14 protein-coding genes and 1 pseudogene are annotated in these 13,145 nt (G+C 70.9%); 6 read left to right on the forward strand and 9 right to left on the reverse strand.

Annotated elements, in window-relative coordinates; all coding sequences use genetic code 11:
- Window positions 1-17: 17 nt before the first annotated feature.
- A complete protein-coding gene (gene map / locus ACYVOM_RS15815; protein WP_460304118.1) occupies window positions 18-785 on the forward strand; it encodes a type I methionyl aminopeptidase in 768 nt (255 codons plus the stop codon).
- Window positions 786-824: 39 nt separating this feature from the next.
- Here the strand turns inward: map and ACYVOM_RS15820 are convergent, their stop codons facing one another.
- The gene (locus tag ACYVOM_RS15820; RefSeq protein ID WP_460304119.1) at window positions 825-1,397 is read right to left on the reverse strand and encodes a TMEM165/GDT1 family protein; all 573 of its coding nucleotides are present in this window, start codon (window positions 1,395-1,397) and stop codon (window positions 825-827) included.
- Between the two features lie 378 nt (window positions 1,398-1,775).
- On the opposite strand from ACYVOM_RS15820, the gene ACYVOM_RS15825 reads away from it, so the two are divergent.
- Window positions 1,776-3,218: an MFS transporter gene (locus tag ACYVOM_RS15825; RefSeq protein WP_460304120.1), complete on the forward strand. Its 1,443-nt coding sequence runs from the start codon at window positions 1,776-1,778 to the stop codon at window positions 3,216-3,218.
- 31 nt (window positions 3,219-3,249) lie between these two features.
- Here ACYVOM_RS15825 and ACYVOM_RS15830 read toward each other — a convergent pair whose 3' ends face one another.
- Window positions 3,250-3,555, reverse strand: coding sequence for a GNAT family N-acetyltransferase (locus tag ACYVOM_RS15830; RefSeq protein ID WP_460304121.1), 306 nt, complete (start codon window positions 3,553-3,555; stop codon window positions 3,250-3,252).
- Between the two features lie 186 nt (window positions 3,556-3,741).
- Between ACYVOM_RS15830 and ACYVOM_RS15835 the strand changes: the two genes are divergently transcribed.
- A complete protein-coding gene (locus ACYVOM_RS15835) occupies window positions 3,742-5,295 on the forward strand; it encodes a long-chain-fatty-acid--CoA ligase (protein WP_460304122.1) in 1,554 nt (517 codons plus the stop codon).
- A 259-nt stretch (window positions 5,296-5,554) separates the two neighbouring features.
- Here the strand turns inward: ACYVOM_RS15835 and ACYVOM_RS15840 are convergent, their stop codons facing one another.
- The 3 genes from ACYVOM_RS15840 to ACYVOM_RS15850 all read right to left on the reverse strand — a co-directional run bounded on the left by ACYVOM_RS15840 (window position 5,555) and on the right by ACYVOM_RS15850 (window position 7,036).
- Window positions 5,555-5,977: a nuclear transport factor 2 family protein gene (locus ACYVOM_RS15840; protein ID WP_460304123.1), complete on the reverse strand. Its 423-nt coding sequence runs from the start codon at window positions 5,975-5,977 to the stop codon at window positions 5,555-5,557.
- Between the two features lie 163 nt (window positions 5,978-6,140).
- Window positions 6,141-6,590, reverse strand: a complete 450-nt coding sequence (locus ACYVOM_RS15845) for a nitroreductase family deazaflavin-dependent oxidoreductase (protein ID WP_460304124.1) — start codon at window positions 6,588-6,590, stop codon at window positions 6,141-6,143.
- Entirely contained in the window at window positions 6,587-7,036 is a 450-nt protein-coding gene (locus ACYVOM_RS15850; protein ID WP_460304125.1) for a DUF6069 family protein, read from the reverse strand. Before ACYVOM_RS15850 ends, ACYVOM_RS15845 begins: the two co-directional genes overlap by 4 nt.
- A 120-nt stretch (window positions 7,037-7,156) precedes the next feature.
- Between ACYVOM_RS15850 and ACYVOM_RS15855 the strand changes: the two genes are divergently transcribed.
- Both ACYVOM_RS15855 and ACYVOM_RS15860 read left to right on the forward strand, forming a co-directional pair.
- A complete protein-coding gene (locus tag ACYVOM_RS15855; protein ID WP_460304126.1) occupies window positions 7,157-7,618 on the forward strand; it encodes a MarR family winged helix-turn-helix transcriptional regulator in 462 nt (153 codons plus the stop codon).
- 248 nt (window positions 7,619-7,866) lie between these two features.
- Window positions 7,867-8,807: pseudogene (locus tag ACYVOM_RS15860) on the forward strand (Tn3 family transposase).
- A gap of 92 nt (window positions 8,808-8,899) precedes the next feature.
- Here the strand turns inward: ACYVOM_RS15860 and ACYVOM_RS15865 are convergent.
- Genes ACYVOM_RS15865 through ACYVOM_RS15875 form a run of 3 tightly spaced genes read right to left on the reverse strand, consistent with a single transcriptional unit; the run spans window position 8,900 to window position 10,108 of the window.
- Window positions 8,900-9,592 carry an NADPH-dependent F420 reductase gene (locus ACYVOM_RS15865; RefSeq protein WP_460304127.1) on the reverse strand — a complete coding sequence of 231 codons (693 nt, stop codon included), beginning with the start codon at window positions 9,590-9,592 and terminating at the stop codon, window positions 8,900-8,902.
- A 32-nt stretch (window positions 9,593-9,624) separates the two neighbouring features.
- Window positions 9,625-9,735, reverse strand: coding sequence for an NAD(P)-binding domain-containing protein (locus ACYVOM_RS15870; protein ID WP_460304128.1), 111 nt, complete (start codon window positions 9,733-9,735; stop codon window positions 9,625-9,627).
- A 10-nt stretch (window positions 9,736-9,745) separates the two neighbouring features.
- Complete coding sequence (locus ACYVOM_RS15875) at window positions 9,746-10,108, reverse strand: ArsR/SmtB family transcription factor (protein WP_460304129.1); 363 nt, start codon at window positions 10,106-10,108, stop codon at window positions 9,746-9,748.
- Window positions 10,109-10,299: 191 nt separating this feature from the next.
- On the opposite strand from ACYVOM_RS15875, the gene ACYVOM_RS15880 reads away from it, so the two are divergent.
- Window positions 10,300-11,037, forward strand: coding sequence for an NADPH-dependent F420 reductase (locus ACYVOM_RS15880; protein ID WP_460304130.1), 738 nt, complete (start codon window positions 10,300-10,302; stop codon window positions 11,035-11,037).
- Between the two features lie 1,244 nt (window positions 11,038-12,281).
- Here ACYVOM_RS15880 and ACYVOM_RS15885 read toward each other — a convergent pair.
- Window positions 12,282-13,127: an alpha/beta fold hydrolase gene (locus tag ACYVOM_RS15885; protein WP_460304131.1), complete on the reverse strand. Its 846-nt coding sequence runs from the start codon at window positions 13,125-13,127 to the stop codon at window positions 12,282-12,284.
- Between the last annotated feature and the right edge of the window lie 18 nt (window positions 13,128-13,145).

Here is a 13,145-nt window from a genome sequence, read left to right on the forward strand (position 1 = left end):
GTCTGCGGGGAGCCGACATGGTGGAGTTGAAGAGCAGAGCCGATCTGTCCGGCATGCGCGAGGCCGGGCGCGTCGTCGCCCTGGCCCTGGCCGCGGCGAAGGACGCCGCCGCGGTGGGCGTGTCACTGCTGGAACTCGACGAGGCGGCCCGCGCCGTCCTCGACAAGGCGGGCGCGTCCTCGCCGTTCCTGGGCTACCGGCCGTCGTTCGCGCCGACCCCGTTCCCCGCCGTCCTCTGCACCTCGGTCAACGACGCGATCGTGCACGGCATCCCGACCGCCTACCGGCTGCGCGACGGCGACCTCGTCAGCGTCGACTGCGGCGCCCACCTGGACGGCTGGACGGGAGACGCCGCCCTCACCTTCACCGTCGGGCGACCGCGCCCGCAGGACCTGGAGCTGATCGCCCGCACCGAGGAGGCCCTGCACGCAGGGATCGCCGCGGCGGGCGCGGGCGGCCGGATGGGCGACATCTCCGCCGCGATCGGCGCCGTCGCCGAAAGCGCGGGCTGCGGCATGCCCCGGGACTTCGGCGGGCACGGCATCGGCCGCACCATGCACGAGGACCCGCACGTGCCCAACCGGGGCAAGGCAGGCCGCGGCTACCCGCTGAAGCCGGGCCTGACCCTCGCGATCGAGCCGATGCTGATGGCGGGCAGCTCCGACCGCTACGTCACCGATCCCGACGGCTGGACCCTGCGCACCGCCGACGGCTCCCGGGCCGCCCACGTGGAGCACACCATCGCCGTCACCGAGGAGGGCCCGCAGATCCTCACCCTGCCGTGAGCGCAACCGGGCGGCCCGCAGGCCGCCCGCCACGCCACCTCAGACGAACGCCTCGATGAGGGTCCACACGCACAGGCCGAGCATGCACACGCCGCCGATCCGCTGCACGGTCTGCAACGGCACCCGCTTGGCGATGAACCTGCCGACGACCAGCGCCAGCGCCGACACGCTCATCAGAGCCGCGGCGGCGCCGATCGCGGTGGGCAGCGCCGGGTTGGTGGCCGCGAGGTTGGCGGTGGTGATCTGGGTGAGATCGCCCCACTCGCTGATGAACACCGCCATGAACGCCGTCGTGTACACCGGCCAGAACCCGGTGACGACCTTGCCGCCGCCCGCCTCGTCGGCGTCGTCGCCCTCACCGTCGCCGCGCAGCAGCAGGAACGCGCCGAACCCGAACAGCGCGGCCGACACCAGCTTCACCAGGAGGTCGGGCAGAAGGCCCAGCAGGCTGCCCGCGCCGATCGCGAGCGCCACGTGCACGATGAACGCCGTGGACGTGCCGAACCACACATAAAGGGGCCTCATCCGCGTGCCCATCGCCAGGGACGCGAACATCGTCTTGTCGGGGAGCTCGGCGAGGAAGATCAACCCGAAGGCCGTGATCAACGCCACGAAATCGAAGGACAAATGCGCCGTCATTTCCGCAGGTGCCGGGCCGGGCGGCCATCCTCCGGGGGAGACGACACCGTTCGGCCCGGCACGACGAAGACGCCCGTCGGACGGCGGGCGCCGGTCATGCCTTGCCGAAGGTCTCGTCCACCACCCGAATCCGGGTGGCCCGATGGCCGGGCCGCTCAACGCGGCCAGTATGTCGACGCACCGGTGTTCCGGGACTACTCCCCTTCGCGGCCCCCAGTGTAGGGGAGAAGGGCCGTGCGTTTCGACCCCGCACCCCCTCGGCCCCCACCCCCGCCCCGCCCGAAGGACCGGATGTGCATAGTGCATAGGATGGCGCGGTCCGCGTGATCCCCCCACTCGTGGAGCACAACCTTGAGCGAGCCCACCACCGCGGCGCGGCCGCAGGTCGTCGTCGCCGTCCTGGCCGGAGCGGGGATCACCGTCTCCCTCATGCAGACGCTGATCGTGCCGATCCTGCCGGAACTGCCCCGCATCCTCCAGACCAGCGCCGCCAACGCCTCCTGGGCCATCACCGCGACGCTCCTCGCCGGCGCGGTCGCCACCCCCGTCGCCGGCCGCCTCGGCGACCTCTACGGCAAACGCCGCGTCCTGCTCGCCTGCACGGTCCTGCTCACCGCGGGATCGCTGGTGTGCGCGATCGGCGCCTCCCTGTGGCCCATCGTCATCGGCCGCGCCCTCCAGGGCCTCGGCCTGCCCGTCATCGGCCTCGGCATCTCCGTCATGCGCGACGTCCTGCCGGCCGAGCGGCTCGGCACCTCGATGGCGCTGATGAGCAGCTCCCTGGGCGTCGGCGGCGCGCTCGGCCTGCCCGTCGCGTCCGTCATCGCCGAGCACACCGGCTGGCAGGCCCTGTTCTGGGTGTCGGCCGGCGCGGGCGCCCTCATGACGGTGCTGATCGCCCTCCTCGTGCCCGAATCGCCGCTGCGCGCGGGAGGCCGCTTCGACCTGCCCGGCGCACTCGGCCTCACCGCGGGCCTCCTGCCGCTGCTGCTGGCGATCTCCAAGGGCGGCGACTGGGGTTGGAGCGCTCCGCTGACCCTCGCCCTGCTCGCGTTCTCCGCCCTCGCCTTCGCCGTGTTCGCCTGGTGGGAGCTGCGGGTGCCCGCCCCCGTCGTCGACCTGCGCGCCACGGCCCGCCGCCAGGTCCTGGTGACGAACCTCGCCTCGGTCCTCATCGGCTTCACCATGTACGGGATGTCGCTGATCACCCCGCAGATCCTCCAGCTCCCCTCGGAGACCGGCTACGGGCTCGGCCTGTCGATGACGGAGGCCGGCCTGTGGATGGCGCCCGGCGGCCTCGGCATGATGGCCGTCTCGCCCTTCGCGGCCCGCCTGTCGCGCCGCCGCGGCGCGCGCACGTCCCTGCTCGTCGGATCGCTGATCATCAGCGGCGGCTACCTGCTCGCGCTGCCGCTGATGGCGTGGGCGTGGGGCGTCGTGGTGTTCTCCCTGGTGATCAGCATCGGGGTGGGCTTCGCGTTCGCCTCGATGCCCGCGCTCATCATGGCGGCCGTCCCGCTGTCGGAGACCGCCGCGGCCAACGGCCTGAACTCCCTGGCCCGATCCCTCGGCACCTCGACGTGCTCGGCCGTCGTCGGCGTCATCCTGGCCCACATGACGACCCGCCTCGGGCCGCTGTCCGTGCCGTCCGAGCAGGGCCTGCGCACCGTCCTGATCATGGCCGCCTGCACGGGCGCCGCCGCGGCCCTCACCGTCCTGGCGATCCCGCGCGCGCCCAAGCCGGAGGCCGAGGCGGTCATCGCCCCGGCCGCGGCCGTCCCGGCCGAGGGCTGAGCGGCCGGCCGCGCGCCGGACGGCGCGCGGCTCAGTCGGCGACCGTGCTGCGGGCCTGGTAGTGCAGGTCGCCGTACTCCGGGACGCGCACCATGTAGGCGGCGATGAACGGGCAGGTCGGCAGGACCTTCAGGCCGCGCGCCCGGGCGTCGTCCAGGACGGCGCGGGCCAGGGCCGAGCCGAGGCCGCGGCCCTCGTACTCGCGGTGCACGACGGTGTGCGGGTAGACGACGAGGGACGGGCCGCGCATGTACTCGGCGAACCCGGCCAGGGCGCCGTCGAGATGGATCTCGAACCGTTCGCGTTCGGGGGCGTCGGTGATGACGGGGTCGGCCATGGGGGCTCCTAGGGAAGATCGCGAACAAGGCTTGCCAGGACATTTTGCCTGTTCTGCGGGCACCTCGCATTTCCGCCGCGCACCACTGGGGTGCATGATGCACGTAAGCACTTACCGACCCGATACAACGCGAACGACCGCACCCCCTGACGCCCGCACCCGTCAGCACACGAAAGGGAGACGTAAATGACCTCCACCGCGCAGCGCCCCGACTGGGCCGGAACGCACTGGGTCGACAGCGTCGCCCGCCACGCCCACGGCCGCCCCGACCGGATCGCCCTGCGCTACGAAGGCACCTCCCTCACCTACGGCGACCTCCACACCCGCACCACCGCCCTCGCCGGAGCCCTCGCCGCCCGCGGCGTCACCCAGGGCGACCGCGTCGCGATCCTCATGACGAACCGCCCCGAATTCGTCGAAGCCCTCATCGCCATCAGCCGGCTCGGCGCCATCGGCGTCCCCGTCAACTTCCGCCTCACCGCCCCCGAAGTCGTCCACATCATCACCGACTCCGGCGCCAAGGCCCTCATCACCGAATCCGCCCTCGCCCCCCTGGCCGCCGACGCCCGCCGCGCCGCGCCCCTCGCCGCCCTCGTCGTCTCCGGCCCCACCGACGTGCCCGACACCCTCGACTACGCCGCCCTCATCACCGAAGGCGCCCAACCGCCCGCCGTGCGCATCGCCGACAGCGACATCGCCCTCATCATGTACACCTCCGGCACCACCGGAGCCCCCAAGGGGGCGATGCTCACCCACCTCAACATGCTCATGCAGTCGTTCACCGTCATCCGCCACTGGCGGCTGTTCGGCGACGACGAGGTCGGCCTCGTCTCCTCGCCCATGTTCCACATCGCCGCCGTCGGCTGCATCGCCCCCCACCTGCTCATCGGCGCCGCCACCGTCATCGTCCCCACCGGCCAGTTCAGCGCCGCCCAGACCCTCGACCTCATCGACGGCGAAGGCGTCACCAACGCCTTCTTCGTGCCCGCCCAGTGGCAGGTCCTCTGCGACGACCCCACCGCCGCCGGACGCGCCAAGAGCCTCCGCATCATCAGCTGGGGCGCCGCCCCCGCCACCGTCACGCTCCTGGAGCGGATGGCCGCCACCTTCCCCCAGGCCGAGAACGTCGCGGTCTTCGGCCAGACCGAGATGTCCCCGGTCACCTGCGCCCTCGACGCCGCCGACGCCATCCGCAAGATCGGCTCCATCGGCAGGCCCATCCCCACCGTCTCCGCCCGCATCGTCGACGACGCCATGAACGACGTCGCCCCCGGCGAGGTCGGCGAGATCGTCTACCGCGGCCCCTCCACCATGACCGGCTACTGGAACAACCCCAAGGCCACCGAGGACGCCTTCACCGGCGGCTGGTTCCACTCCGGCGACCTCGTCCGCGCCGACGACGAGGGCTTCCTCTACGTCGTCGACCGCAAGAAGGACATGATCATCTCCGGCGGCGAGAACATCTACTGCGCCGAAGTCGAGAACGTCCTGGCCGCCCACCCCGGCGTCGGCGAGGTCTCCGTCATCGGCGTCCCCCACCCCAAGTGGGGCGAGACCCCGCTCGCCGTCGTCGTCACCCGCGCCGGCGCCGACGCGCCGACCCTGGAGAGCCTCACCGACTTCTGCCGCGACCGCCTGGCCTCCTACAAGAAGCCGACCGCGCTCGTCATCGTCGACGCCCTGCCCCGCAACGCCTCCGGCAAGGTCCTCAAGCACGAACTGCGCGCCGCCCACTCCTGACCCCCTCCGGTGTGCCCGCCCGCCCCGGCCGGCGGGCACACCGGACCCACCCGCCCATTCCCGGCCCGGGCACCCCACCAGCACGGGTAAGATCGCTTACTCTCGGTGATCAACAAGAAAGAACGACCCCTCGTGCGCTCCCGGACCGCGAGGAGGATCGGGACGGCTTGGCGGCGGCTTCGGGTACGGCAGGCCCGGGAGCGGTGCGGCCTACCGTGCCCGGGCAAGAATCGTCGGGAGCCGGTGGTCTGTCTTGTCCTTAGTTGTGCAGCGGTGATTCGCCGATGGGGGTGTTCTGTGCCGCTGCGAGCCACCATCGCCCGGCGCGTTCGACCAGGACGTACAGTGCCATCTCGGAGAATCCGCCGGTGTCGGCTGCCTGCCGGCGGATGTGTGTCACCACCACGCCGGGTGCGGGGGTGCGTGCGGTGACCACCTCGAACCGTGACGGTGGTGCGGCGTTCGCCGCCATGAGCCGTCGGTGGATGGCGTTCAGTTCGCTGTAGCCGGCCACGGTCGCTCCGTAGGGGCTGCCCCACAGCACGTCTGCCGCGAAGGCGGAGTCGTAGAGGTCGGCGTCGCGGGTCTCGCCGGCCCGCTGCAATATCGCGGCGAAGTCGGCTGCCACCGTCTGCGCGTTCACGGGATGTTGGTGGTCGCTCAGGGCGGGTCGCGTCTTCATGGTTCCTCTCTTTGTTTCCGTCTTGGTTCGGTGCGTGATCGAAGGGGTGCCGCAGTTCGGTCCGGAAGGGCGCCTTCGGTGGAAACGGCGCGCGCTCGCCGGGGCGGCGGCGGTCGTGTCGGGGGTTCTCCTGGGTTGCTGCGGGTGGCTCGGTCCGGTCCGGTTACCCGGGCGGGGCCTGCGGAGTGAGGATCACCAGGGGCAGTTCGCGTGCTGATTCCTCTTGGTACTTGGCGTATTGGGGGAACAGTTCGGTCATGATCTGCCACAGCCGGGGTTTGTCGGTGGCGGTGGCGGTGCGGGCGGTCGCGGTGAAGTGGTCCGGTCCGACCTGCAGCGACACCGTCGGGGTGTCGGTGAGGTTGAGGTACCAGGCCGGGTGGCGGTCCGCGCCGCCGTTGGAGGCGACCAGCAGGTAGCGACCCTGGTCGCGGCCGTAGATCAGCGCGGTGCGGCGGAGTTTGCCGGACCTGCGGCCGCGGGTGGTGAGCAGCAGCGTTGGCCAGTCCTGGTAGAGGTGCCCCTGGACGCCGCCGGTGTCGAGGTAGGCGCGGATGTGATCGGCGACCCAGGGAGTGGGGCTGTCGAAGATCTCGTTTTCGCGCGCTGTCATCGCCCGCTCCTGGTGCCGGCGGCACGGGAAGTGGCCGTCCGGCAGAAGACGGGAATGAGAACGGCTGCGACGGCGAGGTGGGTGAGGGCGAGCACAGCTTTGTCAGCGCCGGAGGCCTGCACGCCGATGATGGGCAGGAACGACACCGCGAGCAGGATCAGGGCGGCGGCCGTCCAGATCCGGGCCGCCAGTGGCGTCACCCGCTCCAGCGCGGCCAGCAGCGCCCAGCCGAGCAGCGAGGGGGCCAGGGCGAAAACGCCGATCGCGCCCGCCCCAAGGTCCCGCGGCTGTTGACCTTTCTGCTGGACGACCAGTTCATGGCCCAGCAGCGGTTCCCCGACCGCCCAGACCGCCAGTGCAGCTCCGGTTGCACACGCCACGCCGAGCGCCCGTGCCCGTCCTGGACTCCTCGGACCAGCACGCCGACCCGTGCTCACTTGCGCCATCACCACATCTCCTTCAGTAACTCAATAGTTGAGTTTCTTAAGTACTTGTCCGGAGCATAGCAACATTTACTTCATGAGCTCAACAGTTCACCTGATTAAGCAGCGGCTATGCTGGGGCGCATGAGCACCGACATCGACCCCGGTACCGGCACGGATGAGGTCGTAGCCGAGCTGAGCGCCCTGGTCTTCGAGGTCACCGGGCGGCTGCGCGCGCAGTTCAACGCCGCCGCGGCGGAGCTCGACCTCCCCCCGGCCCAGGCGCTCGTCCTGACCAACCTGTCCGCCCCCGCCCCGATGCGTCAGCTGGCCGACTGGCTGTCGTGCGAGCCGTCCAACGTCACCGGCATCGTCGACGGCCTGGAACGCCGCGGCCTGGTGACCCGCCGGCCCGCCCCGGGCGACCGCCGTGTCAAGCACGTGGTGCTCACCGAAGCCGGCGAACGCAAACGCCGGGAGTTGCGCACCAGCGCCGATGCGCTGGCCCGGACCTTCTTCGAACTTCCCGGCTCCGACCAGCAGCACCTCCGTGACCTACTGGCACGCGTCCTGGCCGGCCCATCCCTTCCTGCCAGACTGGTGTGACACAAGAGGCCAAACGGACCTTAAGCACCCCGGACTGGATCCATCCCGTCACCCTCTACTGCGTCACGTGCCTCGCGGAGCACCAGGTCGGCCCGCGAGGAGGATCGGAACGGATTTTGGCGCTAGATCGGTGATCTTGGCGTCGGTTCGGTGACGGCCGTGTTGAGCAAGGCTGGGGGCTTTTAGCGTTCTGGGACCGCACCCAGCTGGCCGCGGAGTTCACCCACATCTCCGGCGCCGACACCTCGATGGAGGACTTCGCGGTCAGCCTGTGCGGCCTCATCGTCGCCGAGGCGTGCAACGTCGGGCTCGTGCCGATCGAGAAGCCGAACGTCCCCGCCCTCACCCGGGCCCGGCTCCAGCAGGTCGACCAGGGCTACCTGCGCGCCGAGACCCTGTCGGCCACCAACGCCCGGCTTATCACCGCCCAGAGCGGGATCGACCTCGTCGGCTCGTGGGGCGGTGGACAGATCGCGTCGGCCGACGGGCTTCGGTTCACGGTGCCGGTCGCGAACCTCTCGACCGGCCACAACCCGATCTACTTCGGCCGCCAGCGCGCTGCGGCTACCAGTTCTCCCCGCGCATCGCCGACCTGGGCGACACCCGCCTGTGGCGCACCAACGCCCGCGCCGTCTACGGGCCCTCGACAGCATGTCGCGGCACACGATCCGCCTGGACAAGGTCCGCGCGCATTGGGCCGACATGCTGCGCGTCGCCGGCTCTTTGACGACGGGGTCGGTGCGGGCCTACGACCTGATCCGGATGCTCCAGCGCGACGGGCGGCCGACCGGGCTGGGTGAGGCGTTCGCGCACTACGGGCGCATCTTCAAGACGCTGCACCTGCTCCAGTTCATCTCCGATGAGGGCTACCGGCGGATGATCGGCACCCAGCTGAACGTGCAGGAGGCCCGCCACCGGCTCGCCCGCCGCATCGCCTTCGGCCAGCGCTACCGCGAAGGGATGGAGGACCAGTTCGGCGCCCTCGGACTGGCGTTGAACGCGGTCGTGTGGTGGAACACCCTCTACCTGGATGCCGCGGTCAAGAAGGTCCGGGCGGACGGGTTCGGTCACGGGCGAGATGTGCGGCAGGTTGTCGCCGATCGCGTTCGAGCACATCAACTTCCTGGGCCGCTACGCCTTCACCCGCGCCGATGCGGGGGTTGGTCTGCGGCCGTTCCACGAGGCCTGAGACGGTCCGCTGTCCCGCCGCGCGGCCCGGGTACCGGTCGGGCTGCGGCGTTCCAGCAGGGCGTCGCGTCGGCGGCCGTGGTGGCCGACGCGCTAGCAACTGCCGATGCTCAGGCACCGGGCGCGCTGGTGGTCAGCGAGGCCGGCGGTCTCGGGGTCCCCTGGAGGGGAGGGTCCAAGGTGCCGGCGGCCTCGCGCGAAGCGGGCGGGTCGGGCCATGAGCTGCCGCATGTAGTCGTTCGCCGCGGCGAACTGCTCGGCCGTGATCGAGTCCCGGGCCGCGTGGTAGCTCTCGATGTCGCTCTGAACGGTTTCTGCCAGGCCTGCGCGGAACTGCTCGGCGTTCATGTCCAGGCAGTATGTCGGGGTGCCGGGCTGCAACCGCCAGGAGTCCTCGAGGGAGCCCGCGTCGACCGGGTCGAAGCCGATCTGGTCGACCAGCGCCATCACCCGCTGCTTGTCCTGGCCGTCAGGACCGGCGATCGTGAGGCCGAGGCGCCGAGCGGCGTCGTCGGTCGCCTTGTTCTTGAAGCTCGGGGCGCCGATGTTGTTGAAGACCTTGTAGACGGGGCGGCCCAGGCGGGCGGCGACCCAGGCGCTGTCGGGAGCCCCCTGGTCCAGCTCATCGATGTCGCCGTCGCGAACCGGGTAGTAGTTGCCCGTGTCGATCACGACCGGCACGGACGCGAGCGCGGTGATCACCTCCTGCGGGAACGCCTCGACGGCCTTCACCGGGACGCTCACGATCGCGATGTCCGCGCCGGTGACGGCGTCCGCGGCCCACATCGGCCGGATCGAGTCGTCGCCGACGAACTCGGTCAGGTCTGCGGCCCGCGGGAGTTGGCGATCCGGACACGGTGGCCCACAGCCGCGAGCTTCCTTGCGAGCGTGCCTCCGATGAACCCTGCTCCGATGATGCCGATCTCCACGTTGCTCTCCTTATGTCTGTGGTCTGTCCGTGGCGGGTCGGTGCCCGGCGGATCCTGCCTCGGGCTGGTCCAGGACGAGTGCCAGCAGGCCCGGGAAGCGCCGGTCGATCTCCTCACGGCGCAGCCAGTTGCGGTGCCTGGTGCCGTCGACCTCCTGCCGGATGAGCCCCGCCTCCCGCAGCACGCGCCAGTGCCTGGTCAGCGTCGACTTGGAGACCCCGAAGTCCGAGGTGCTGCACGCACCACCCGGTGCAGCGGCGATGTGGTGCACGATCGCCCGCCGGACGGGGTCGATCAGCGCCGACATGACCTCATAGAGGTCGATGTCGTCCTCGTCTGGGATCGTGAGCGGCCGAGCCAGCCGACTCGCCATGACAACCTCCTATGTACCGGGCTCAGCGTACATACATGTACCCTATCCAGCGTACATGCGCCTTCGGCCTGGGATGAGCCCTCCGCTCCTCGCCAGGCCGTCGGGCAGATCGCCTGGATGGGCAGCTGCCGAGCGCCTTCCACGCAGCCCCGGGGTGCCCGCGCAGCGGCACGACCCGGAAAGGACGAATCATGAAGATCACGGTTATCGGCGCAGGCGCGATCGGGGGGAACCTGGCCCGCAAGCTCAGCGAAGCCGGTCACCAGGTGCAGGTCGCCGACGCCCGTGGCCCCGAGGCCGTCGCGGTCGACGTACTGGAGGCCGGCGCCCGCGCCGTCGCCCTGGAGGAGGCCGCCGTGCGGGACAGGGACGCGATCATCCTGTCGATTCCGTTCGACCGGGTCCCGGAACTGGCCGGACTGCTGTCCTCGGCACCCGAGCAGACGGTCGTCATCGACACCTCCAACTACTACCCGCAATTCAGCGGCCGCATCGAGGCCATCGAGGACGGGCAGGTGGAGAGCGTGCACAACGCCGAGCTGCTGGGCCGGCCGCTGGTCAAGGCATGGAACGCAGCCCTGGCCGAGACCCAGCGGACCAAGGGCGTCCCGGCCGGAACCCCGGGCCGCATCGCCATCCCCGTCGCAGCCGACTCGCCGCAGGCGCGGCAAACGGCGATGCAGCTGGTGGACGACACCGGTTTCGACCCCTTCGACGCCGGCTCGCTTGCCGACTCCTGGCGCCAGCAGCCCATGGGCCCGGCCTACTGCACCGAGCTCACCTGGGAGCAGATGGGGCCGGCGCTGGCCGCCGCCGAACGGGACAAGGACACGCGCGTGCGCGACAGCATGCCAGAGCGCTTCGCCGCCCTCGGCGACGCGCCCACACGGCAGGACGTCGTGGAGATGAACCGCGCCGCCCACCGCTGACACCGCCGCCGCGCCCGGTCGCCCGGGACCTGCCCTGACGACCGGGCGCGACGCCGCCGACAGCCTTCAGCACATCCGAACAGCGCAGGACACCCCGAGTGCGGAGCGGGTGGCGGCCGATGCGCCGGCCACGCATGTCCGCGGCAGAAAAGGACACGTGAGACCCATGAAATCGTGGCGATTCCACGGAACGGCCGACCGCTCACCCTGGAGGACGTCGAGGAACCCCACGCCGGTCCGGGCGAGGTCGTCGTCGACATCAAGGCCGCCGGCCTGTGCCACTCCGACGTCGGCACGCTCCACGACCCGCAGTGGATCGTCGTTCCCGCGCCTGCCCATGACGCTCGGGCACGAGAACGCCGGCATCATCGACCGGCACCGCCGCGGGGAATCCCATCCGCACCATCACCCTGTGCCCGCAATCGGCCTCCCTGGTCATTTGTGAGGTCTGCCAAGTGACCGCGGTCGGTTCCGGCATCGGCGGCCGCTTGGCCCCCGGCAAGACCCGCGCCGCCGAGGGCGACCTGTGAGCGGGCCCGGCACTCGGCTGCCGTACCCCACGCCTTCAACGGGGTGCAGCCCACATAAGCCCAAACCCACAATGGGGTGATCTTGGGCGCCGGAGTGGGGATGGCAGGCCCCCCACGCAGGACCCGCTACCGGAACCCTCACACCCGCACCCCGAGGACCACGTCGCGCTGCTCACCTGGGAGCCCGGCCCGCTCGACAGGATCGTCACCCGCGCGATCGGCGCCGCCGACGCGCTCTCCCACACCGACCCAGCCAGCCGAACCACCACGCGGAGGAGGACCGGTGAAGCTCACCCGGCAGCAGGCCCACGCGCACGCCCTGGCCGACGCCCTCGTCGCGACGGGCAGAGCCCTCGCCGACGATAAGCAGGAGTTCACTGGCACCAGGCCACCACCGTCACGCACGTCCTCGACGGAGCCTTCGTCACGCCGCTCGGCCTCGCCCGCGACCTTGCTGTCGAAGTCGAGGGCGACCGAGTCCTCGACCTCGGCGCCGGCATCGGCACACTGGCCTGGGCCGTCCGCAAGTTCGGTCGTCGCCGTGCCGCCGCACCGCCGGAGCTGGTGTGCGTGGAGCGCAACCCGGCCGAGAAGCCTGAAGAGCAGGGCGCAGGGGTGCGTTCGGCTGAGGGCCGCGCGGCCGTGGCCTCGGCCTTAGGCCGCGGCCGCGCGGCGGCACCTCCATCGCGCCCTGGTCGGGAGGGGCCTGCCCCTTCAGGTGCCGTTGACGAAGTCCGTGACTATCCGGTTGAACTCCTCGGCATGCTCGATCATCGCCCAGTGGCCGCAGCGGTTGAGCAGCAGGAGCCGCGAGTCCGGGACGTTGGCGACGAGGGTCAGTGAGTGCTCGAAGGAGACGACGCGGTCATCACGGCCGTGGATGAACAGCGACGGAGCCTCGATCCTGGCAAGGTCCTCGGGCCGCACCCACGTAGGGACGGGCGCCCCGTGGGGCAGGCCGTCAACGTAGTTGGCCAGGTGATCGGGGCGGGTTAGCGCGGCCTCGGACCGGGCCGCGCACAGTTCGGGCGTGGCGAAGCGGGCCTTGTCGTAGACCATGATTTCGACGAGTCGCCGCATGTTCTCCGGACTGGCGTCCCGGTATGCCTCGACGAGGACCTTGAGCCCCTCGGACGGCCCGTCGCCCGGCCCGAACAGTTTCGGCGCCATGTTGAGCGGTGGCCCCATGGTGACGAGGTGGGAGATGCGGTCGGGATGCTGGACGGCGAGCCGCAGCGACGTCTGCCCGCCCATGGAGTTGCCGATGAACGCGGCCTTCGCGATGCCGAGCGCGTCCATGAACTGGATGGCGGCGTCGACGTGGTCGAGCCGGTCGACGGTGCAGGCGTCGGAGTCGCCCCAGCCGGGCATGTCGACGGCGTAGACGTGGAAGTTCTCGGCGAGGGATTCGATGTTGCCGGAGAAGTTGCTCCAGCCGGTGGCGCCGGGGCCGCTGCCGTGCAGCAGGATCACGGGGTGGCCGGAGCCCGCCTCGTAGTAGCGGAGCTTCCAGTCCTTGGTCTGGACGGTGCGGGCGGCGTCCGCCTTGGTCAGTGCCATCGGTCTTCCTTTCGAAGG

This window comes from Actinocorallia aurea (assembly GCF_054783995.1).

What these genes read in the sequence shown, in the direction of transcription:
- map (WP_460304118.1), top strand. Translation starts at nt 18, where the DNA reads ATGGTGGAGTTGAAGAGCAGAGCCGATCTGTCCGGCATGCGCGAGGCC.
- ACYVOM_RS15830 (WP_460304121.1), bottom strand. Translation starts at nt 3,555, where the DNA reads ATGGCCGACCCCGTCATCACCGACGCCCCCGAACGCGAACGGTTCGAG.
- ACYVOM_RS15835 (WP_460304122.1), top strand. Translation starts at nt 3,742, where the DNA reads ATGACCTCCACCGCGCAGCGCCCCGACTGGGCCGGAACGCACTGGGTC.
- ACYVOM_RS15840 (WP_460304123.1), bottom strand. Translation starts at nt 5,977, where the DNA reads ATGAAGACGCGACCCGCCCTGAGCGACCACCAACATCCCGTGAACGCG.
- ACYVOM_RS15845 (WP_460304124.1), bottom strand. Translation starts at nt 6,590, where the DNA reads ATGACAGCGCGCGAAAACGAGATCTTCGACAGCCCCACTCCCTGGGTC.
- ACYVOM_RS15850 (WP_460304125.1), bottom strand. Translation starts at nt 7,036, where the DNA reads ATGGCGCAAGTGAGCACGGGTCGGCGTGCTGGTCCGAGGAGTCCAGGA.
- ACYVOM_RS15855 (WP_460304126.1), top strand. Translation starts at nt 7,157, where the DNA reads ATGAGCACCGACATCGACCCCGGTACCGGCACGGATGAGGTCGTAGCC.
- ACYVOM_RS15865 (WP_460304127.1), bottom strand. Translation starts at nt 9,592, where the DNA reads ATGTGGGCCGCGGACGCCGTCACCGGCGCGGACATCGCGATCGTGAGC.
- ACYVOM_RS15875 (WP_460304129.1), bottom strand. Translation starts at nt 10,108, where the DNA reads ATGGCGAGTCGGCTGGCTCGGCCGCTCACGATCCCAGACGAGGACGAC.
- ACYVOM_RS15880 (WP_460304130.1), top strand. Translation starts at nt 10,300, where the DNA reads ATGAAGATCACGGTTATCGGCGCAGGCGCGATCGGGGGGAACCTGGCC.
- ACYVOM_RS15885 (WP_460304131.1), bottom strand. Translation starts at nt 13,127, where the DNA reads ATGGCACTGACCAAGGCGGACGCCGCCCGCACCGTCCAGACCAAGGAC.